This is a genomic window from uncultured Xanthomarina sp. (genome assembly GCF_963971605.1).
GTDB lineage: Bacteria > Bacteroidota > Bacteroidia > Flavobacteriales > Flavobacteriaceae > Xanthomarina > Xanthomarina gelatinilytica.
Genome location: NZ_CAXATZ010000005.1, coordinates 39182 through 59750, shown reverse-complemented (window position 1 = coordinate 59750; position 20569 = coordinate 39182). Strand labels below are relative to the sequence as shown.

The window sequence follows — 20569 nt, the reverse complement described above, 5'->3', positions numbered from 1 at the left end:
TACTATTTTTGCGCATGCAACACAACAACATACTTATTTTAGATTTCGGTTCGCAATACACACAACTAATTGCGCGAAGAGTTCGGGAACTCAATATTTACTGTGAGATTCACCCATTTAACAAAATTCCTGACAAGCTTGAAGAATACAAGGCTGTCATACTCTCAGGAAGCCCTTTTTCCGTGAGAGGTGAAAACGCACTTCATCCAGATTTATCAAAAATCAGAGGTAAAAAACCGGTTTTGGCTGTGTGTTATGGCGCACAATATTTAGCCCATTTTTCTGGAGGTGAAGTAGCGCCTTCGGATACTAGGGAATATGGTCGGGCTAAATTATCCTACATAAAACCCAATGAAACCTTCTTTAAAAATATCAACGAAGGAAGTCAGGTATGGATGAGCCATAGCGATACCATCAAACATCTTCCAACTAAGGGTGTTTTATTGGCAAGTACGCACGATGTGCAAAATGCAGCTTTTAAAATTGAAGGAGAAGAAACTTATGCCATTCAGTTTCATCCTGAAGTGTACCATTCAACCGATGGGAAACAGTTATTGGAAAATTTTTTAGTGCATATAGCCAAGGTAAATCAAGACTGGACACCACAATCTTTTGTTGAAGAGACAGTGGAAGAGCTACAGCAAAAAATAGGTAACGATAAGGTGGTTCTTGGACTTTCAGGAGGTGTGGATTCTTCCGTAGCAGCCATGTTGTTGCATAAAGCCATAGGTAAAAACCTGTATTGCATTTTTGTAAATAACGGTTTGTTGCGTAAAAATGAGTTTTTGGAAGTTCTGGATCAGTATAAGGACATGGGACTTAATGTAAAAGGTGTGGACGCTTCGGCACGCTTTTTGGAAGCACTTGCTGGATTAAGCGACCCAGAAGAAAAGCGTAAAGCTATTGGTCGCGTGTTCATTGAAGTGTTTGATGATGAAGCCCATGAAATTTCAGATGTTACTTGGTTGGCTCAAGGAACTATTTATCCAGATGTTATTGAAAGTGTTTCAGCAACAGGAGGACCAAGTGCTACCATTAAAAGCCATCATAATGTAGGTGGATTGCCAGATTTCATGAAACTAAAAATTGTGGAGCCTCTAAAAGCATTGTTTAAGGACGAAGTACGTCGTGTAGGAGCTTCCATGGGTATGGACGCAAACTTATTAGGGCGTCATCCATTCCCAGGACCAGGACTGGCCATTAGGATTTTAGGGGATATCACTGCCGAAAAAGTGCGTATATTGCAAGAGGTTGATGCCATCTTTATTAATGGACTGAAAACTTGGGGTCTGTACGACCAAGTTTGGCAAGCAGGAGCCATACTTTTACCGGTAAATAGTGTTGGAGTGATGGGAGATGAACGTACCTACGAAAAATGTGTAGCTTTAAGAGCTGTTGAAAGTACGGATGGGATGACAGCAGATTGGGTGAATTTGCCTTATGAATTCTTGCAAAAAACATCAAACGATATAATAAATAAAGTAAAAGGCGTTAATAGGGTAGTATACGACATTAGTTCAAAACCACCTGCAACCATAGAGTGGGAATAATAAATTCCTGGGATATCTGGAATTTTATTGAATAATGCTATTTTATTATTTAGCCCAAAGGATTTATAAACCTTGTGGGCTTGTAAAATTAAGGTATTATGTTGCAATCTTTTTTTTTGAATAATTAAAAAGCCTAGCGCCATTTAGACCGTATAATTAATAATATGAAAAAAATAATATACATCTTATTCTTGGTTTTAATTGTGGGTTGTGCTTCCAGTCAAGCTCAAAACTTTAAAACACATAAAGTTAAGCAAGGGGAAACCATTGAAAGTATTGCCAAACGCTATCAAGTAAGCACGCAAGATATCTATGGTTTGAATCCAGATGCCAAAAAAGGAATCAAAACAAACACAGTTTTAATCATTCCCAATTCCAAAAGTTCAAATTCAGCCCCTCAAGCCACTATTGAAAAGGAATTGGTTGGGTTTAAACAGCATAAGGTAAAGCGTAAAGAAACCCTATATAGCCTAGCCAAAGAATATGATGTTGAAGAGGCTGATATCAAAAAGCACAACACATTTTTATATGCCAATAACCTCCGTAAAGGGGATGATTTAAAAATTCCGGTTTACAAAAAAGTGTTTACAGTTTCAGAACCGGAAAGCACAACAAAAATATACACAGTTTTACCAAAAGAGGGTAAATGGCGTATTGCCTACAAATTTGGGATTACCATCGATCAGTTGGAAGCATTGAACCCAGATATGGGAGAGGTTTTAAATGTTGGAGACCAAATACATGTGCCAAACATGAATAAAAATGAAGAAAAACCTATAGACGAAGCCTATTCATATTACAAAGTCTTGCCAAAAGAAGGCTTTTACAGACTGAAACTGAAATTGGGTGTGGAGCAAGAGCAATTGGAAATTTTAAATCCAGGCCTTAAAGAATCTGGTTTAAAAGAAGGGATGATTTTAAAAATCCCTTACAATGCAACAGTAGGGGAAACCACAAATACAGAGCAACAGGAAATAGATCTAACAGATCGTATCAAGAGTTCCAATACAAAACATCTTGTAATCATGCTGCCGTTTCAACTTAATAAAGTGGATGCAGACTCTATACAAGACGCAAAAAAAGAACTTACCTCAAATCCATTTCTTAGCATGTCAATGGATTTCCATTCGGGAGCATTAATGGCTTTGGACTCACTTAAAAAGTTGGGAGTTAATTTAAAAGTGGATGTTTACGACACTAAGAATTTATTAAGTGAAGTGTCACATATTTTAAACACCAATGAATTTAGTGATGTGGATGCCGTTATTGGGCCCTTTATGCAAAACAACATAGAGAAAGTAGCTTCAGAATTAAAAACGTACCAAGTTCCTGTAATATCTCCAATCACCAAAAACGTGACACTTACAGAAAATGTGTTTCAATCCAGGCCTTCTGAATCGTTACTTTATGATAAAATAGTTGATTTTGTAAAAAACGATAGTATCAAGCAACATGTGATCATTGTGTCTGATGCAAAGCATACCAAAGTCAGTGATAACCTGAAACGCACCTTTTTGTCGGCGTCACAAGTATTTTCAAGAAAAAATAGAAAAGGAGAAGATGCCTTTTATATCTTGGATCAAGATATTTTAGGGAGTCTAAAGCCTGGGAAAAATGTTGTCTTTTTAGAGTCTGATAACCCAGGATTTGTGTCCAATGTCACCAGCAAATTGAACTCCATGAAAAATAAGGAGCGCAACATTGTTTTGGTTACCACCAATATGAATGCAGCTTTTGAAGACGATGAAGTTTCAAATTACCATTTGTCACATTTGGACTTTCATTTTCCAACCATTTCCAAATCTTACAATGAAGACGATAATAATTCCTTTGTAAAAGCATACGAAAAGCGTTATGGCATTACGCCTAACAAAGTAGCAGTCCGCGGTTTTGATATAACCATGGATGTGGTATTGCGTTTGGTAAGTTCAGAAGACTTATACCTTTCTGTCACGGAAGCTCCATTAACAGAATATGTTGAGAACAAATTTGCCTATAAAAAGAAATTTTTAGGTGGTTATTATAACGATACGGTTTACTTGGTTAAATATCAAGATTTAAAAATTGTTGAAGTAAACTAAATACTTCAAGGCCTGGTGCCACTTAATAATATAAATGTATTATGAAAACAATGTGGCATAAAGGAGGATTTTTGGTGGTTTTTGTACTTGTTAATTGTTTGGTCTTTTCACAAAATGTGCCTGGCATCACTTGGTCGGAAACATTCAAGTTGTCATGGAACGATTTTAAAGACCAACCAGATCCAGACACAGATGTGGTTGCCATAACGGCTTCAGGACTTACCTTTCACTATGCCATTCAAAAAGAAAACGATGAGATCATTGGGTTTAGCACAGAAGTAAAAACCAGTTTTTACCCTGAAAAATCATGGGTAAAATCAGAAAGAGCCAATTCACACATTTTGTCGCATGAACAATTGCATTTTGATATTACGGAATTACATGCAAGGAGGTTTAGACAGCAATTATCTAAACTAAAAGTTTCAAAAAATCTAGTTGAAACCTTAGATTCGATACATTATCAAATTCAAACAGATTTGAAATTGATGCAGAATGTATACGATATGGAAACGGATTTTTCAAGGGATATAAAAGCTCAAGTCCATTGGGAACAGCATGTGCAGGAAGAATTGTTGAAGCTTTCAGGATTTAAATCTTAACTATTTATTTTGATACAACCAGACAAAGAGTTTTTAATTAAATTGGCACACACCAAAATGCCATTTGGAAAATATAAAGACCGTTATCTTATAGATTTACCAGAATATTATGTGGTTTGGTATCATAACAAAGGGTTTCCTAAAGGACCATTGGGACAGATGTTGGAAACAGTGTATGAATTAAAATTAAATGGCTTGGAAGAGTTAATAAGAAATATAAAACGCCAGTTTCCCAAATAAATTCTAACCTGTACCAAATGTAAATTTAATCTAAAAATGGTTTTAGGTATTGAGTGCTTATATGTTTTTAAAAGCTTATTTTAAAAAACATTACCCAATATTAAGCTGTTGGTACCATGAAACAAGGTGCTTACAGTAAACCATTAATTTTCCAAACAAATAACCGTATAAACTTGAAACTTCTCAACTTAAAATTGTAAATTTGCCTGCGTTTAACAGCGCAACATGACAACGACTACAAAATACATATTTGTAACAGGAGGTGTGACTTCTTCCTTAGGAAAAGGCATAATTGCAGCTTCTCTTGCAAAATTACTTCAAGCACAAGGTTATAGAACAACCATCCAAAAACTGGACCCTTATATCAATGTCGATCCAGGGACTTTAAATCCTTACGAGCATGGAGAATGCTATGTAACGGATGATGGAGCAGAAACCGACTTGGATTTAGGTCATTACGAACGTTTTTTAAACGTACCAACAAGTCAGGCAAACAATGTGACTACTGGGAGAATTTACCAAAGCGTTATCCAAAAGGAAAGACGTGGAGAGTTTTTAGGGAAGACCGTTCAAGTCATTCCCCACATTACAGACGAAATTAAGGAACGTGTTCAAATACTTGGCAAATCTGGAGATTACGATATTGTGATCACTGAAATTGGTGGAACCGTTGGTGATATTGAATCCTTACCTTATGTGGAAGCTGTACGTCAGTTAAAATGGGATTTGGGAGACAACAATGCCATCGTGATCCATTTAACCTTGGTACCCTTTCTATCGGCAGCTGGAGAATTAAAAACCAAGCCAACCCAGCACAGTGTAAAAACCTTGATGGAATCTGGTGTTATGGCAGATATCCTGGTGTGTAGAACAGAACACGAATTGCCAGACGAGCTAAGAAGTAAATTGGCCAAATTCTGTAATGTACGCGAAGAAGCTGTTATTCAATCCATAGATGCTTCAACCATTTACGATGTGCCAAATTTAATGCTGGAACAAGGTTTGGATAAAGTGGTTTTAAAGAAACTGGCCTTGGAAAGCTATACGCCAGATTTAACTAATTGGAATAAATTTTTGCAACGTCATAAAAACCCAACAACCGAAATTACCATTGGTTTAATAGGGAAATATGTAGAACTTCAGGATTCCTATAAGTCTATCTTAGAAGCTTTTATTCATGCTGGAGCAGAAAACGAAGTAAAGGTAAATGTAGAACCCATTCATTCCGAATATTTAAACCAGGACAATATTAAAGTAAAACTTTCTCATTTAGATGGGGTTTTGGTTGCTCCAGGTTTTGGTGAAAGAGGAATTGAAGGAAAAATAGAAGCTGTAAAATTTGTTAGGGAAAACAACATTCCTTTCTTGGGGATTTGTTTGGGCATGCAAATGGCTGTTATAGAATTTGCTAGAAATGTCCTGAATTTAAAAGATGCCAATTCTACAGAAATGGACAGCAAAACACCACATCCCGTGATTGCCTTAATGGACGAACAAAAAAATGTAACCGATAAAGGAGGAACCATGAGACTTGGTGCTTGGGCTTGCGATTTAAAAATGAATTCATTGGCACAAAAAGTATATAAAGCCAACACCATTTTAGAGCGTCACAGACACCGTTTTGAATTTAACAACAGTTACAAAGAGCAAATTGAAGCTGCTGGTATGTTGGCAACTGGTTTAAATCCAGATACAGGACTTGTTGAAATTATTGAAATCCCAGAACATCCATGGTTTGTAGGTGTGCAATACCATCCAGAATACAAAAGTACGGTTGCCAACCCACATCCGTTGTTCGTGGCTTTTATCAAAGCAGCTTTAAAACATAAAAAAATAGGAAAAAGTGCCAGTATGGCACAAAAATAAAAACGGATTGGTTTTTGACTTATCCAAACGTCCCTAAAATAGGGAAATTAATAAACCACCAAGGTTTTCTTCAATTAACAAGAAGAGATAAATATGGAAGAAAAGAAAATTGACTTAAATTCGATTATCGGATTTGTACTTATTTTTGGGATACTTGTGTACATGATGTACATGAATAAACCAACTGAAGAAGAGCTAGCAGCTCAGGAACAGGCCAAGCAAGAACAATTGGAAGCTGAGAAAAAAGCTGCTGAACAAAATGATGTAGCTGTTACCACTGCTGAGGATTTTTCAGCCGCAACCCTAACAGACTCTTTGCAATTGGTAGCCCTAAACAATAAATTGGGAGCTTTTGCTTATTCATCCACACTTCCATCGGCTACCAACAACGAAACTGTTGTTGAAAACGATGTGCTAGCCCTAAAATTCAGCAATAAAGGAGGTTATTTATCTGAAATTAAACTAAAAAAGTTTGTCGATTTCGATTCGGTTCCTATCTACCTGGTTAGAAATGGCAATACCGATTTCAATATTAATTTCGGTACAACCGATAGCCGCATTCTAAATACCAAAGACCTCTATTTTCAGCCTACTGTAACCAAGAATGGAGAGAACACTGTGGTTTCCATGAAACTGAAAGTATCTCCGGAAAAATACTTGGAGTATCGTTATGAGTTAAAACCAAACGATTATATGGTAGATTTTACCATTCAATCCAAAGGCTTGAATAACGTCATCAACAGTTCTCAGGAAGTGAATTTAAACTGGAGTTTAAAAGCCTATCGCCACGACCAAAGCATTAGCTACGAAAACCGTTACACACGCTTAACCTATCAATACGACGAAGGTAAAATAGACAAACTGGCTCAAGCAGGTAGTGATGAGGAGCTTATAGAAGATGTTAAATGGTTGTCTTACAGACAGCATTTCTTTAGTTCCATTATGGTTTCTAAAGAACCTATAAAACGTGTAAATATTGCTTCTGAAGATTTGGTGGCAAACGAAGATATTGACACTGTTTTTACCAAACAATTTATCACCAAGTTCCCACTGACTTTTCAGGCAGGTGAAATAAACCAACCTTTAAAATTTTATTTTGGACCTACAGACAGTAAGATATTAAAGAAATATGACGATAACCTAGATGAAAGCATTCCGTTTGGTTGGGGTATTTTTGGATGGATCAACAAAGCCTTGTTTATTCCATTATTTGGCTTTTTAAGTAGTTTCTTGCCTTATGGAATTGCCATTATTGTCATGACCATTCTTATAAAGCTGTTAATGTCTTTTGTACAGTACAAGCAATTTTTGTCACAGGCCAAATTAAAGGTCTTAAAACCAGAATTGGATGCCATAAGGGAAAAATACAAAGACAACAAAATGAAAGCACAACAGGAAACTATGGCGCTTCAAAACAAAGCTGGGGCAAGTCCGTTAAGTGGTTGTTTGCCAGGACTTATTCAGTTGCCGGTTTTCTATGCCTTGTTTATGTTCTTCCCAACAGCGTTCGATTTAAGACAGAAAAGTTTCCTTTGGGCAGACGACTTATCTTCTTATGATGCTGTGGCGTATTTACCGTTTAAAATTCCTTTCTATGGAGACCATGTAAGTTTATTTCCAATTTTGGCTGCCATTGCTATTTTCTTTTACATGAAAATGACAACAGGACAGCAAATGGCCTCACAGCCAACACAGGAAGGCATGCCAGACATGGCAAAGATGATGAAGTTCATGATTTATCTGTCGCCATTAATGATGTTGTTTTTCTTTAATAATTACGCATCAGGATTAAGTTTGTACTATTTCATTTCCAACGTCATTAGTATAGGAATCATGTTGGTAATCAAGAATTACATCCTGGACGAAGATAAAATCCATGCGCAAATTCAGGTCAATAAAAAGAAACCTAAAAAGCAAAACCGTTTCCAGAAAAAAATGGAACAAATGATGGAACAGGCAGAGCAGCAAAAACAAGCGCAACAAAAACGTAAAAAATAATTTTAAGCTGCCATATTTGGCAGCTTTTTTGTTAAATAACATTTTAAGTTAGCAAACGTTATAATAGCAATTAAACAAAATATATATTTTTAATATGAAACAGGTTCTGGTTCTTTTACTTGTGGTTATCCCTACCTTTATCATGGCTCAAAACATCAACCAGTTTGATGAAAATGGGAAAAGACATGGTGTCTGGAAAAAAACGTTCGACAATACCAATGTGCTTAGGTATGAAGGCGCATTCAAACATGGCAAAGAAATAGGGTTGTTTAAATTTTACAAAAACATCAATAACGAAGCAGTATTAACAGCTACCAAACAATTTAATGAGAACGACAATCTAGCAGAAGTGACCTTCTATGCATCAAACGGAATGATTATTAGCAAAGGTTTGATGAAAGAAAAAAAATACATTGGAGCTTGGACCTACTATCACAACAACTCTAACCAAGTCATGACTTTGGAACATTATAACAACCAAGGACAGTTGCATGGAGAGAGTTTGGTTTATTACCAAAGTGGACAAATAGCTGAAAACCGATTTTATAAGGAAGGCAAACTCCATGGAAAAGCCACTTGGTTTTATGAAAATGGAAACCTTATGAAAAGCTATCACTATGTCCAAGGGGAGTTACATGGCGAAGCCAAATTTTATAATGCCAATGGAACATTGGAAATTGAAGGTCAATATAAAAACGATAGAAAAGATGGAATATGGAAATACTATAAAGAAGGTGAATTAAACGAAGAAAAAGATTTTACGCGCTATTCCAAAAATCCTTATTTAAAGAAAGACTAACACCTATTTAATCTGGCAAACCCTAAAAACTTTGCCTTGAAGCTTTGTTTTTACCTTTTTTAAGGAGTGTTTGTAACTGTTTTACTTGCAGTCTCGGGTGTGGCAAAATATAAAAGCTCCTTATTTTCATAAGGAGCTTTACTTTTTAGGTAAATCACAAGTTGAGTAAGCTATTAATCAATCGAAGTAGGGAGTTCACCTAAACATAAGTACCGTAAAAATAGGAAAAATTATTGTCATTTTGAAAACTTTTAGGAACTAAAAATCAGGGCTTTTGGGTAACCTATTGAAAGCGATAGTATTAAGCAGCTGTACTTTAATTAATAAACCGTTAAAATGAGATAGATTTATCTAAAATACCTATCTTTGCAAACTGAAATTATGAAGAAAAAACGTGTAATAGTTGGACTTTCTGGAGGTGTCGATTCCAGTGTGGCAGCATACCTGCTTAAAGAGCAAGGATATGAGGTTATAGGCCTGTTTATGAAAAACTGGCATGACGATTCTGTAACTATCTCCAACGAATGTCCTTGGTTGGACGATAGTAACGATGCCATGTTGGTGGCAGATAAATTGGGAATCCCTTTTCAAACGGTCGATTTAAGCGAGCAATACAAAGAGCGTATTGTGGACTATATGTTCCATGAATATGAAAAAGGCCGAACCCCAAATCCAGATGTGCTGTGCAATCGTGAGATTAAATTCGATGTGTTTATGAAAATAGCCCTGGATCTTGGAGCAGATTATGTGGCAACGGGACACTATTGTAGAAAACACACCATTGAAAAAGATGGTAAACAAATACACCAACTCTTGGCTGGAGCAGATGCCAATAAGGACCAATCGTATTTTTTATGCCAGCTATCCCAAGAGCAATTGGCCAAAGCCTTGTTTCCTATTGGCGAATTGCAAAAACCAGAGGTTAGGGAGATTGCAGCACAACAAGGTTTGATTACTGCCGAAAAGAAAGATTCTCAAGGACTTTGTTTTATTGGTAAAGTCCGGTTGCCAGAATTTCTTCAGCAACAATTAAAACCTAAAGAAGGTATTATTGTTGAGGTTTCAGACGATTTTCAAGCTTACAATCAGGAATTGCCCAAGTTTCAATCCAAGACCGAAGAATTGCAATATCTGTCCAAAAAGATATCCTACAAAAAACAAGATGGTAAAGTGGTTGGCAAACACCAAGGCGCACATTATTTTACCAAAGGGCAACGCAAGGGCTTAGCTGTTGGAGGGACTGTGGAACCGCTTTTTGTTATTGACACCAATGTGGAAGACAACATAATTTATACAGGTCAGGGCAAGCAACATCCAGGATTGTTTAAAAAGGTACTTTTTGTATCAAACGACGAGTTGCATTGGGTTCGTGAAGACTTGAAGCTACAAATAGATGAGACCATGGATGTTATGGCGAGGATTCGATACAGGCAACCTTTGCAAAAAGCGACCTTACATCAAGTAGATTCAGGTATGTATGTAGAGTTTCAAGAACCACAATCTGCCATAACCGAAGGACAATTTGTGGCATGGTATCTTAACGATGAATTAGTTGGTTCTGGAGTAATTTCTTAAATTGCATGAGTAAATAAGATACTCATGACCTCAAGACTACTTTTTTTAATACTGCTCTGCATGCCATTTCATGTTTTTTCCCAAGAAGATGCTTGGGTGTATTTAACAGATAAAGAGAATGTGGCTCAAGCTTTGGCAAATCCTATTTCTATTTTAACCCAAGAAGCCATAGATAGAAAAATGGCTCATGGAGTTTCTATAGACTCTCGGGATGTTCCAGTAAACGAAAACTATATTTCGCAATTAAAACAGCAATCGGGTATTACGGTTTTGGCTAAATCCAAATGGTTCAACGCTGTTCATGTTCGTGGTACGGAAACAGATATCAATAATTTGGCAGCGTTACCTTATGTGGATCACATTATTTTCGCTAATAAAAGCTTAAATGCAAGAGTGGAAATTCCAAAAAATAAATTTGAGTTTGAAACAGCACGAACCAGTTTTGATTATGGTCAAGCTGCCAATCAAATAACAATGATTCAAGGGGATGTTTTGCATCAAAGCAACCACACAGGAAACGGAATGGTCATTGCTGTAATTGATGCTGGTTTTCCCAATGTGAATACCATGGGAGCTTTCCAGCGCTTAAGGGATAACAATGGTATTTTGGGAGCTTATGATTTTTTTGATAGAAATCCAGATGTTTACGCCAATACCTCCAGTTCCCACGGAACCTTGGTTTTAAGCACCATGGCTGGCTATGTGGAAGGGTCTTATGTTGGTACGGCACCAGATGCTTCGTATTATTTGTTTAGAACAGAAAATGCACCAGACGAAAATCCCGTAGAGGAAAGTCTTTGGGTAGAAGCAGCCGAACGTGCAGATAGTTTGGGAGTGGACATCATCAATTCTTCTTTGGGATATAAAACTTATGACAATGCCAATTACAATCATACCGATGCAGATTTGGACGGATTGACCACCTACATTAGCAAAGGGGCCAATATCGCTTTTGAAAAAGGCATCTTGGTTGTTAATTCTGCAGGAAATGCTGGTACAAATGGATTGAATGCTCCTGCCGATGCAGCTGGAGTTTTTACCATAGGGGCTGTGGATGCCAATGGAGATTATGCCGGTTTTAGCTCTCAAGGCAGCATCTTTCAACCTACCCAAAAACCAGATGTGGTGACTCAAGGCCAAGCCAGTGCTGTAATTTGGTCAAACAACAACATAGGAACCGCCAATGGCACCTCTTTCAGTGCACCTATTATGGCTGGTGCTTTAGCCTGTTTATGGGAAGCCTTACCAGATTTAACCAATGCCGAAATCATGCAGTTGGTTCGGGAATCGGCCTCACAATACCTAACACCAGACTATACTTTGGGATATGGAATCCCCAATTTGGCCACAGCCTTAAATCAAGGCTTAAGCCTTCCGGAGGCTGAAAACCTCCAACATAACATTCAAATATATCCAAACCCTGTATGGCATGAACTGCATCTCAAGATGCCTTCTACAGAAACAAATGTTCAGGTTATTGTATATACCATCTTAGGAAAAGCAGTCATGGAAGCAAAGGTGTTCCAGTCTACAACAATCAACATGTCCTCCCTAGCTAATGGGGTTTATTTATTAAAAATCAATACTCAAAAAGAGACAATAACCAAAAAAATCATCAAAAAATAATACAATCTCAATATAGAATCAGTTTCAAGAATTATCTTGATCAAAGTCGAAAGCTCTTTTAACAATATATTTATGACAAACAGAATCACACAACTTTTCAATACCACATATCCAATCGTTCAAGCCGGCATGATCTGGAATTCCGGTTGGCGCTTGGCTTCGGCTGCAAGCAATGCAGGAGCATTAGGATTAATAGGGGCAGGATCCATGTACCCTGACGTTTTAAGGGAACACATTCAAAAATGCCAAAAAGCCACTAACAAACCATTTGGGGTCAATGTGCCTATGCTGTATCCAAACATCCAGGAGATCATGGATATTATTGTGGAAGAAAATGTTAAGATTGTATTTACCTCGGCAGGAAACCCTAAAACCTGGACCAGTTGGTTACAGGACAAAGGCATCACTGTGGTACATGTGGTAAGTAGTGTGAAATTTGCATTAAAAGCTCAAGAAGCAGGTGTGGATGCTGTGGTTGCCGAAGGATTTGAAGCTGGAGGACACAATGGAAGGGACGAAACCACTACCTTAACATTAATTCCTATGGTAAAGGAGCACTTGCAAATTCCATTAATTGCAGCTGGAGGAATTGCTACAGGAAAAGCCATGTTGGCAGCCATGGTTTTAGGAGCCGATGGCGTGCAAGTGGGCAGCCGTTTTGTGGCCAGCGAAGAAAGCTCGGCACACCAAGCCTTTAAACAAGTGGTTGTGGATGTTAAAGAAGGCGATACCCAATTAACCCTAAAAGAATTGGCACCTGTACGTTTGGTGAAAAATAAATTTTACAACGAGATTCAGGAATTGTATAAAACAGCTCCAACACCTGAACAATTAAAAGACTTATTAGGTCGTGCAAGAGCAAAACTGGGCATGTTTGAAGGCGATTTGGATGATGGCGAATTGGAAATAGGCCAAATTGCTGGTTTGATACATGACATTAAACCAGCTGCTCAAATTGTGGCAGACATGATGCAGGAATTTGAGGAAGCGAAACAGTTTGTTGCTACACTTTAAAACCCTACTTATGAAATTAAAACGCCTTCCAATATTGTTGTGCCTGACGTTCTGTATATCATTGGCAACAGCCCAAAAACCTGAAAAAGTTAAAAAGGTTACGGAAAAAGTGTCTTTTGGAACGGCAACATACCAAGTTTTAAAATCAGATAAAATAACCAAACATGGTATTTATAAGATCATGGATTATATTTATAAACAACCACTAGTTGTCGGCACTTATCTGTATGGTGAAAAAAATGGTGTTTGGAAGGCATGGTATGCAGGAACAAATCACTTAAAAAACGAAGGGACTTATAAAGCAAATAAAAAAGTAGGGATTTGGAAGTATTACGATTATTTTGGGGTATTGCTGCATAGCTATAACCATGACACAGATACCCTTATATTTTCCAGTGCATGTGGAACCGATACAAAATATGAAGTGCTTGTTGATGGAAAATCAGTTTGGAAAACCCTTGATTGTCCACCAGCATACCTTGGAGGGATCTCAAATTTGAATATCGATATTACAAATACCTATATTAATTCCAAAAAAGAAAACACCAATGCTGTTGGAGCTATTTATGCAGATATTTCCATATTAGTTAAAAAAGATGGGACTGTTGGAGACCTAAGAGCAAATGAACCCTTGTTAAACCAAGATTTCAGGATTATATTGGAAGATAAGATAAACAATACAAAAGGCGAGTGGTTGCCAGCTGAATTGGATGGGGAAAAAGTGGATGCCTATGTGGTCTTAAAGTCTGTTGTATCGAGTTATCAAACAAGTGATTAAATGTTGCAGTATAACTATTGCTTCAATAAGGCATCAATAGAAACCTGATACAGCCTACTGGAGCCATTATCGGCTTTATGCAATTCGCTTATAAATTCTTCAGTGGTTAAGGTCTTTTCCTGTTGTACCTTTGTATGGTCGCGTTTGCTTGTAAAGTATAAGGTATTCGTTTTGGTATCTACAAAAGGACAGTAATCCATCTTGTTGGAATTGATGTTTGCTCCTAAATTTTCAGCAGGTGTCCATCCGTCCTCTGTTTGAAAACTGATGTATAGATCCCCACTTCCAAAACCGTCTTTTCGGTTATAACTTCCAAAAATAATGTAGGAGGCATCTGGAGCAATAAAGGCATTGTATTCGTACCCTTCGGTATTTATGGACATAGGTAGTTTCTTGGGTTTTTGGTACCTATTGTTTTCATAAACGCTAATATAAATATCATCCTTCGTTTTTAAATCTGGATTGTCTCGTGTAAAATAAAAGTCCCCATTGTTTGCAATGGAAGGGTAAAACTCTCCATCTTCCGTATTTATGGGGCTTCCTATATTTTTTGGTTCAGACCAAGCAGCGTCTAAAGTGGCTCGTTCCACAAACCAAATATCAAAATCTTTTTGCTGGATTTGACTTTGGTCTAAGGGTCTGCTGGACACAAAATAGAGTGTCAATCCATTTGAAGCAAAATATGGTTCCAAATCAAAATGCATCCCGGAAAACGAAGCGATTTCAGGTTGCGACCAAATGTTGTTTTCTTTTTTAACAGAAACAATGGCAGATAAATTGCCCATGACACTTTGTGCTGTAAACAATATTTCTTTGCCATTAGGCGATAGGGTAAAATCCCTAACGTTAGGGAATTGTTTGGTGAGCTCTGCTAAAAATAATTCTGGGGTTTCCTGCGAAAAGCTAAACAGTGAAATAAGCGAAATTCCTATGGTGTAAATAAATTTCATATATAAAATTTGAAGCAAGATACTTAAAGCGATAAAACCAAATTCTTAACAGGATGTTAATCTGTTATAAAAACCTACTGATGGTTAGTTTTACAAAAAGCTAAATATTACTTTTGCCAAATGGTTTTAAGCAACTACACCAAAGAGTTTAAATACAACTGGAAACTGTCGGCTCCTGTCATGTTGGGCATGTTGGGGCATACCTTTGTGCAGTTTATAGACAATGTGATGGTTGGGCAATTGGGAACTGCCGAACTGGCTGCTGTGTCCCTTGGTAATAGTTTTATGTTTATTGCCATGTCTTTAGGGATAGGTTTTTCTACTGCCATTACGCCTTTGGTTGCCGAAGCAGATGCAGCCAAACATTTTTCAAAAGGGAAATCGGCATTCAAACACGGTCTGTTTTTATGTACCGTTTTAGGGGTTTCCTTGTTCCTATTGGTGTTTTTTGCAAAACCCCTCATGTATTTAATGAAACAACCCTTGGAAGTGGTTGAACTTGCTATTCCGTATTTAAATTTGGTGGCCGTTTCATTAATTCCATTAATAGTGTTTCAGGCCTTTAAACAGTTCAGCGACGGTTTGTCCATGACCAGATATCCCATGTATGCAACTATTTTGGCAAATGTGGTAAACGTGTTTTTAAACTATGTGTTGATTTTTGGAAAGTTTGGTTTTCCTGAACTGGGCATAGTTGGAGCTGCTTATGGTACATTGGCATCACGAGTGGTCATGGTGGCATATATTTGGTGGTTGCTTAAAGGAAAAGAAAAATCCAAAGCCTATGTTACCAACATCAAGTTTTTTTCATTAAACAAATTGATGCTAAAAAAACTGATGAACTTGGGTGCTCCAAGTGCCATGCAAATGTTTTTTGAAGTGGCCATTTTTACAGCAGCCATTTGGTTAAGTGGCTTGTTGGGCAAAAACCCACAGGCAGCAAATCAAATAGCTTTAAACCTGTCGTCCATGACCTTTATGGTGGCCATGGGACTGAGTGTCACTTCTATGATACGCGTTGGAAACCAAAAAGGTTTAAAAAACTATCAAGAACTGAGACGTATTGCCTTTTCCATTTTTTTATTGGGAACCATATTTGCTGTCTTTTTTGCTGTTGTCTTTTTTGCGTTTCATAAGCATTTACCTAAAATGTATGTGGATTTTAACGATTTGGAAAACCTGGCAGACAATACCGAAGTGGTAAGCATTGCTTCAAAATTATTGATTGCTGCAGCCTTTTTTCAAATTAGCGATAGCATTCAGGTGGTCATGCTTGGAGCCTTAAGAGGCTTGCAAGATGTAAAAATACCAACTATTATGACCTTTGTTTCTTATTGGGTCATAGGGTTTCCTATTAGTTTTTTCTTGGGAAAAGAGGATGCATATGGAAGTTTTGGAATTTGGTTGGGCCTATTGGCAGGATTAACAACAGCTGCTATTTTATTGTATGTTCGATTTAATTATCTAACTAAAAAATTAATTTTGTCTAACAACTAACAACTAACTACTAACAACAGATATGGACTTTCCAAAATTTTTACTAGGTGATAACACCGATTATCCAACAGCCATTTTTGTGATACACACAGAATTCCCTAGATTTATAATCAATCTTGAAAATGATGATGTGGAATGGTTGGAAGATTTCGATCAGCACGATCAAAAAGAACTTGAAATGGAGGCTGAAAGTTTAATCCAACAAGCAACCGATTTTTACGACAGGGAAATTTCCCGCTATGAAGATTAATAATAATTAAAACTTTAAGTACTCTAGAAACTTATAACTATAGACACTTATAACTTTAAGTACTTTAGCACTTTTTATATGTTAGAACAACTTTTACAACTGGACACAGACCTTTTTTTATACCTTAACAACTTAGGAAGTACCACTTGGGATGCTTTTTGGATGTTTTATACCACCAAGTTTTATTGGATACCCTTTTATGCTGTGTTGTTGTTTTTAATATTTAGGCAGCAGTCACCCAAAATGTTTTTGGTAACCTTGGTGGTTGTAGCTCTTATGGTCACTTTTACAGACCAAATCACCAATTTGTTTAAGCATGGGCTCATGCGTCCTAGACCTTGTCATGAAGAAGCTTTACAAAGTGTCATGCGATTGGTAAAACCACATTGTGGTGGTAAATATGGCTATTTTTCTGGTCATGCCTCCAACTCCATGGCAGTTGCTGTTTTTGCAGGTTTGCTGCTAAGGCATAAATACCGATACCTTATTTTTATCATGCTTTTTTGGTCTGCTTTAATGGGATATAGCAGGATTTATATAGGTGTTCATTACCCTCTGGATGTGCTAAGTGGTTTTGTGTTTGGAGCAGGTTCTGGATTTATGTTCTATAAACTAAGTCAGTTTTTAAAGCATAAATACAAGCTTCACTAACTTACTTTCTCTCAAAAATATAAAACACGTTCAAAAGCCTGTCGTTATAGGGTTTGGAATCTGAAGGGAAACGGTTTAAATTATAGGTTCTTAGCTTTTTAATTTCAAAATCGGTTTCCAATCGGTTTAATGTTTTTTCCTTTAAAGGGTCTTTGCTAAGCAATCCAAACCTGCTCTCGTTTGGCATCTTGGATTCCTCATCGTGTAAGGAGATAAAAGGAATTTTGTCTCCATAATACCAAAGCATTTCTGGCGACACATAATTTTCGGCATACAATTTCAATCCTTCAGCTTCCAGTTCGGTTTTAAGATTTGAAATAGACTGGTATTGCTCATTTGTCACCCCTTTGGAAAGTGGCAAGACCGTTAGTATAACACCTGCAAAAAAGAGAATTGTAAGTCTAAATACCATACGTATATTTTTTTGTCTCAAATAAGCTAACATGCTTAGCCCCAATCCGAATAAAACAATTGATGCCAAAATGTAGGATACCAAATGACTGGTTATCGCATCCTTTAAAAACACATAGCCAAGAATGGGAAAAGCCAGTCCAATACAAGCTATAAGTCCAAAATGAACATATACCGGAAAGGTTTCACGTTTATCGGTGAGCGTGTTAAAACGTCTGATTAAATAGTCTATATAAAACCCAATATTGATTGCCAACGGAATTAAAACAGGCATCAGGTATCTCGATTTCTTTTCTGGAATTAGGGAAAGGAGCAGAACGGCCAAAAGGGTCCAAAGCAAACTAAATTGATAGCCCTTTAAATGGTTTACCCTTGTCTTTAAATAAGGATACAACAAACTTATAAAAGCAGGAATGGTCCAAAGGCCACTTTGAGTGAAAAAACTCCAATAATAATAAAACGGTCTGATGTTATAACTGGACCAATTGGAAGTTTCCTTGTCTGTAATGGCATGAAAGGTGTCGGGATCTTGATATCTTACATACAAATACCACCAACCTCCAACCACTAACGCCAAAACAATCACACTTAAAAAGGAAAAGGCCTTGGCTTTTACGTTCTTGTATTTAAATACAAAACCATAAGCCAACAAAAAAGGCAACATCAAGGCATACATGGAAACGGGACCTTTGCTTAAAAACGAAAAGCCTATAAAACAACCTGCCAGAAAGCTGTGTTTCCAATAGGATTTATTTTTTTCAAACAAAAGCAATAACTTGTAGATGGCCACACACATAAAGCCATGTGTAAAAATATCCCAAGGCGCTTCAATGGTAATAGCAATAATATAAAAGGAAGTTATGGCAATAAAAGCATGTTGCAGGCTCTGTGTGGTATCTTTAACCAATAACATTGAAATTTTAAATATGGACACTCCAAGAATCATGATAAACAAAATGGCTGGAAGCCTAAGGGCAAAGGTGCTTTTTATACCAAATAGCAATCCAGAGACAGCAGTAAGCCAGGTTGGTAAGGGAGGTTTTTCGTAACGTGGTTCGCCGTTCATGGTGGTTAACAACCAGTTGCCATCTTGTACCATTTCTCTGGCTGTGATAAAGTTCCTGGCTTCCATGATGGAAACATCCAATACCTTTAAATTGGGTAACAACATAAAGGCTGTAAACAAACAGATACTAATAACAGGATGTCTTTTTATAAGTTTTATCATGCCGATTTATGTAATAAAACAAGATTTCTAATATAAATAACGGTTCCTAAAACATGACCTACAAACAGGACTGGATCTTTCCTAAAAATGGCGTAGGTTAAAATCAATGTAGAACCAAACAGACTTAAAATCCAGAAACCCAAAGGCAAAGCAGATTCTTTGCGTCTTTCGGAATAAATCCACTGATACACAAAACGTAGGGTAAAAACAACTTGAGACACAATGCCCAAGGCCAATAACCAAAACGGAATGGCTTCGTTTTTAAATAATAATTCCACATCTATGGCATTGTTGTTATAATAAAAAATAACAATGAAAATTGGAACAAAAAACAAAAATATCTGAAGGATTTTAGGCAAACGTTGCCATTGATTCTGTAATTGTAAATTCCTAATGTATATAAAATAGGTTAAGGCCTGTCCAAACATGATGGCAAAGTCGTTTCTTAAATATCCATAAACAAACAGTAAAAAGGAAGCCATTAAACTTAAGGACCAAAACAGGGTAGGCGTGGTTACCTGTTTTTGTTTTTCTGAAGTGAGCCATTGTACTATAAGTCTGGAAGAGAATAAAATTTGAGCCAAAAACCCAATACTATATATAATCCAGTTGCTCATTATCCTTTTTTAGCTACAGTATAGTTAATATACTTTTTCTTCATCCACAAATAAGCAAAACAATCCATTAAAGGGCCAAGCAATCGGTTCCATAAGCCAAACTTGGCAGTACCTGCTATTCTTGGAAAGTGCTGTACGGGAACCTGAATGATTTTTCCTTCCTGTAACAAAATCATGGCTGGTAAAAATCGGTGCAACCCCTTAAACATGGGGATGCGTTTGGCATAGTCTGTTTTAATAACTTTTAAAGGGCATCCCGTATCGTCCATGCCATCGTTGGTGAAGGCACGTCGGATTCCATTGGCAATGGTAGACGACATGTTTTTAACAAAACTGTCTTTTCTGTTGGCCCTCACTCCAGTTACCAAGTCGTAAGTGTCTATGTGCTCTAAAAGTAAATTAAAATCTTCTGGGGCTGTTTGTAAATCGGAATCTATATAGCCTACCAAAGGCGTGTCAACATAATCAAAACCAGCTTTGATGGCAGCACTTAAACCCCTGTTCTCCTTAAAACAGATATAATTGAAATCTGTTTGTCTGTTGCAAATGCTTTCAATAAGGTCTTGGCTTGTATCCTTGGAGCCATCGTTAACAAAAAGGATTTTGGTTTTCCTGGTTGCAATTTTGGTGTAATCCAACAGCGCTTGTTCAACACGAATTAAATTATCTTCTTCATTATAAACGGGAACTATAATGGTAAAATCGTAACTCATAAATGGTTTCTTGGTACTGCAAATGTATTCTTTTTTAAAGAATTCCAATCTTACAAAAAAAAAATGTTTCTTTGTAATAGCTTTAAAACATTTGAAATAACCATTTTAAATAACTAGGTTTATGTT

Annotated in this window: 18 protein-coding genes; 14 read left to right on the top strand and 4 right to left on the bottom strand. The window is 37.0% G+C overall.

From position 1 onward, the window contains the following. Nucleotides 1–14 precede the first annotated feature (14 nt). The 11 genes from guaA (at nt 15) to AACY93_RS03335 (ending at nt 14126) form a co-directional block, all read left to right on the top strand. Nucleotides 15–1550, top strand: a complete 1536-nt coding sequence (gene guaA / locus AACY93_RS03385) for a glutamine-hydrolyzing GMP synthase (protein ID WP_007648546.1) — start codon at nt 15–17, stop codon at nt 1548–1550. Nucleotides 1551–1714: 164 nt separating this feature from the next. Continuing rightward, entirely contained in the window at nt 1715–3631 is a 1917-nt protein-coding gene (locus AACY93_RS03380; RefSeq protein WP_286854416.1) for a LysM peptidoglycan-binding domain-containing protein, read from the top strand. 41 nt (nt 3632–3672) lie between these two features. Continuing rightward, complete coding sequence (locus tag AACY93_RS03375) at nt 3673–4230, top strand: hypothetical protein (RefSeq protein ID WP_286854415.1); 558 nt, start codon at nt 3673–3675, stop codon at nt 4228–4230. Between the two features lie 12 nt (nt 4231–4242). Continuing rightward, nucleotides 4243–4470 carry a DUF3820 family protein gene (locus AACY93_RS03370; protein ID WP_040491630.1) on the top strand — a complete coding sequence of 76 codons (228 nt, stop codon included), beginning with the start codon at nt 4243–4245 and terminating at the stop codon, nt 4468–4470. Between the two features lie 225 nt (nt 4471–4695). Further along, entirely contained in the window at nt 4696–6336 is a 1641-nt protein-coding gene (locus tag AACY93_RS03365; RefSeq protein WP_286854414.1) for a CTP synthase, read from the top strand. Between the two features lie 93 nt (nt 6337–6429). Next, on the top strand, nt 6430–8334 hold the full coding sequence (gene yidC / locus AACY93_RS03360; RefSeq protein ID WP_286854413.1) for a membrane protein insertase YidC: 1905 nt from the start codon (nt 6430–6432) through the stop codon (nt 8332–8334). A gap of 94 nt (nt 8335–8428) precedes the next feature. Next, entirely contained in the window at nt 8429–9133 is a 705-nt protein-coding gene (locus tag AACY93_RS03355; RefSeq protein ID WP_286854412.1) for a toxin-antitoxin system YwqK family antitoxin, read from the top strand. A gap of 381 nt (nt 9134–9514) precedes the next feature. Continuing rightward, entirely contained in the window at nt 9515–10708 is a 1194-nt protein-coding gene (gene mnmA, locus AACY93_RS03350; protein ID WP_286854411.1) for a tRNA 2-thiouridine(34) synthase MnmA, read from the top strand. A gap of 24 nt (nt 10709–10732) precedes the next feature. Next, nucleotides 10733–12334 carry a S8 family serine peptidase gene (locus tag AACY93_RS03345; protein WP_286854410.1) on the top strand — a complete coding sequence of 534 codons (1602 nt, stop codon included), beginning with the start codon at nt 10733–10735 and terminating at the stop codon, nt 12332–12334. 72 nt (nt 12335–12406) lie between these two features. Next, nucleotides 12407–13348 carry a nitronate monooxygenase gene (locus AACY93_RS03340; RefSeq protein WP_286854409.1) on the top strand — a complete coding sequence of 314 codons (942 nt, stop codon included), beginning with the start codon at nt 12407–12409 and terminating at the stop codon, nt 13346–13348. A gap of 10 nt (nt 13349–13358) precedes the next feature. Continuing rightward, complete coding sequence (locus AACY93_RS03335; RefSeq protein ID WP_287005553.1) at nt 13359–14126, top strand: hypothetical protein; 768 nt, start codon at nt 13359–13361, stop codon at nt 14124–14126. Nucleotides 14127–14140: 14 nt separating this feature from the next. Here the strand turns inward: AACY93_RS03335 and AACY93_RS03330 are convergent, their stop codons facing one another. Further along, a complete protein-coding gene (locus AACY93_RS03330) occupies nt 14141–15076 on the bottom strand; it encodes a hypothetical protein (RefSeq protein ID WP_287005551.1) in 936 nt (311 codons plus the stop codon). Between the two features lie 120 nt (nt 15077–15196). On the opposite strand from AACY93_RS03330, the gene AACY93_RS03325 reads away from it, so the two are divergent. The 3 genes from AACY93_RS03325 (at nt 15197) to AACY93_RS03315 (ending at nt 17474) form a co-directional block, all read left to right on the top strand. Beyond that, nucleotides 15197–16573, top strand: a complete 1377-nt coding sequence (locus tag AACY93_RS03325; RefSeq protein WP_287005549.1) for an MATE family efflux transporter — start codon at nt 15197–15199, stop codon at nt 16571–16573. A 22-nt stretch (nt 16574–16595) separates the two neighbouring features. Beyond that, nucleotides 16596–16823: a hypothetical protein gene (locus tag AACY93_RS03320; RefSeq protein WP_007648565.1), complete on the top strand. Its 228-nt coding sequence runs from the start codon at nt 16596–16598 to the stop codon at nt 16821–16823. 78 nt (nt 16824–16901) lie between these two features. Continuing rightward, nucleotides 16902–17474, top strand: a complete 573-nt coding sequence (locus tag AACY93_RS03315) for a phosphatase PAP2 family protein (protein ID WP_287005547.1) — start codon at nt 16902–16904, stop codon at nt 17472–17474. Between the two features lies 1 nt (nt 17475). Here the strand turns inward: AACY93_RS03315 and AACY93_RS03310 are convergent, their stop codons facing one another. The 3 genes from AACY93_RS03310 to AACY93_RS03300 are packed head-to-tail and all read right to left on the bottom strand — an operon-like array spanning nt 17476 to nt 20443. Beyond that, entirely contained in the window at nt 17476–19113 is a 1638-nt protein-coding gene (locus tag AACY93_RS03310; RefSeq protein WP_287005546.1) for a glycosyltransferase, read from the bottom strand. Continuing rightward, complete coding sequence (locus tag AACY93_RS03305) at nt 19110–19730, bottom strand: lipid-A-disaccharide synthase N-terminal domain-containing protein (protein ID WP_287005544.1); 621 nt, start codon at nt 19728–19730, stop codon at nt 19110–19112. The genes AACY93_RS03310 and AACY93_RS03305 overlap by 4 nt, the downstream gene beginning before the upstream one ends. Further along, nucleotides 19730–20443 (bottom strand): glycosyltransferase family 2 protein, encoded by a 714-nt coding sequence (locus AACY93_RS03300; protein WP_287005542.1) that lies wholly within the window; start codon nt 20441–20443, stop codon nt 19730–19732. Before AACY93_RS03300 ends, AACY93_RS03305 begins: the two co-directional genes overlap by 1 nt. Nucleotides 20444–20569 lie beyond the last annotated feature (126 nt).

What these genes read in the sequence shown, in the direction of transcription:
- AACY93_RS03375 (WP_286854415.1), top strand. Translation starts at nt 3,673, where the DNA reads ATGAAAACAATGTGGCATAAAGGAGGATTTTTGGTGGTTTTTGTACTT.
- AACY93_RS03335 (WP_287005553.1), top strand. Translation starts at nt 13,359, where the DNA reads ATGAAATTAAAACGCCTTCCAATATTGTTGTGCCTGACGTTCTGTATA.
- AACY93_RS03325 (WP_287005549.1), top strand. Translation starts at nt 15,197, where the DNA reads ATGGTTTTAAGCAACTACACCAAAGAGTTTAAATACAACTGGAAACTG.
- AACY93_RS03380 (WP_286854416.1), top strand. Translation starts at nt 1,715, where the DNA reads ATGAAAAAAATAATATACATCTTATTCTTGGTTTTAATTGTGGGTTGT.
- yidC (WP_286854413.1), top strand. Translation starts at nt 6,430, where the DNA reads ATGGAAGAAAAGAAAATTGACTTAAATTCGATTATCGGATTTGTACTT.
- AACY93_RS03340 (WP_286854409.1), top strand. Translation starts at nt 12,407, where the DNA reads ATGACAAACAGAATCACACAACTTTTCAATACCACATATCCAATCGTT.
- AACY93_RS03310 (WP_287005546.1), bottom strand. Translation starts at nt 19,113, where the DNA reads ATGATAAAACTTATAAAAAGACATCCTGTTATTAGTATCTGTTTGTTT.
- AACY93_RS03300 (WP_287005542.1), bottom strand. Translation starts at nt 20,443, where the DNA reads ATGAGTTACGATTTTACCATTATAGTTCCCGTTTATAATGAAGAAGAT.
- AACY93_RS03345 (WP_286854410.1), top strand. Translation starts at nt 10,733, where the DNA reads ATGACCTCAAGACTACTTTTTTTAATACTGCTCTGCATGCCATTTCAT.
- guaA (WP_007648546.1), top strand. Translation starts at nt 15, where the DNA reads ATGCAACACAACAACATACTTATTTTAGATTTCGGTTCGCAATACACA.
- AACY93_RS03320 (WP_007648565.1), top strand. Translation starts at nt 16,596, where the DNA reads ATGGACTTTCCAAAATTTTTACTAGGTGATAACACCGATTATCCAACA.
- AACY93_RS03315 (WP_287005547.1), top strand. Translation starts at nt 16,902, where the DNA reads ATGTTAGAACAACTTTTACAACTGGACACAGACCTTTTTTTATACCTT.
- mnmA (WP_286854411.1), top strand. Translation starts at nt 9,515, where the DNA reads ATGAAGAAAAAACGTGTAATAGTTGGACTTTCTGGAGGTGTCGATTCC.
- AACY93_RS03365 (WP_286854414.1), top strand. Translation starts at nt 4,696, where the DNA reads ATGACAACGACTACAAAATACATATTTGTAACAGGAGGTGTGACTTCT.
- AACY93_RS03305 (WP_287005544.1), bottom strand. Translation starts at nt 19,730, where the DNA reads ATGAGCAACTGGATTATATATAGTATTGGGTTTTTGGCTCAAATTTTA.
- AACY93_RS03355 (WP_286854412.1), top strand. Translation starts at nt 8,429, where the DNA reads ATGAAACAGGTTCTGGTTCTTTTACTTGTGGTTATCCCTACCTTTATC.
- AACY93_RS03330 (WP_287005551.1), bottom strand. Translation starts at nt 15,076, where the DNA reads ATGAAATTTATTTACACCATAGGAATTTCGCTTATTTCACTGTTTAGC.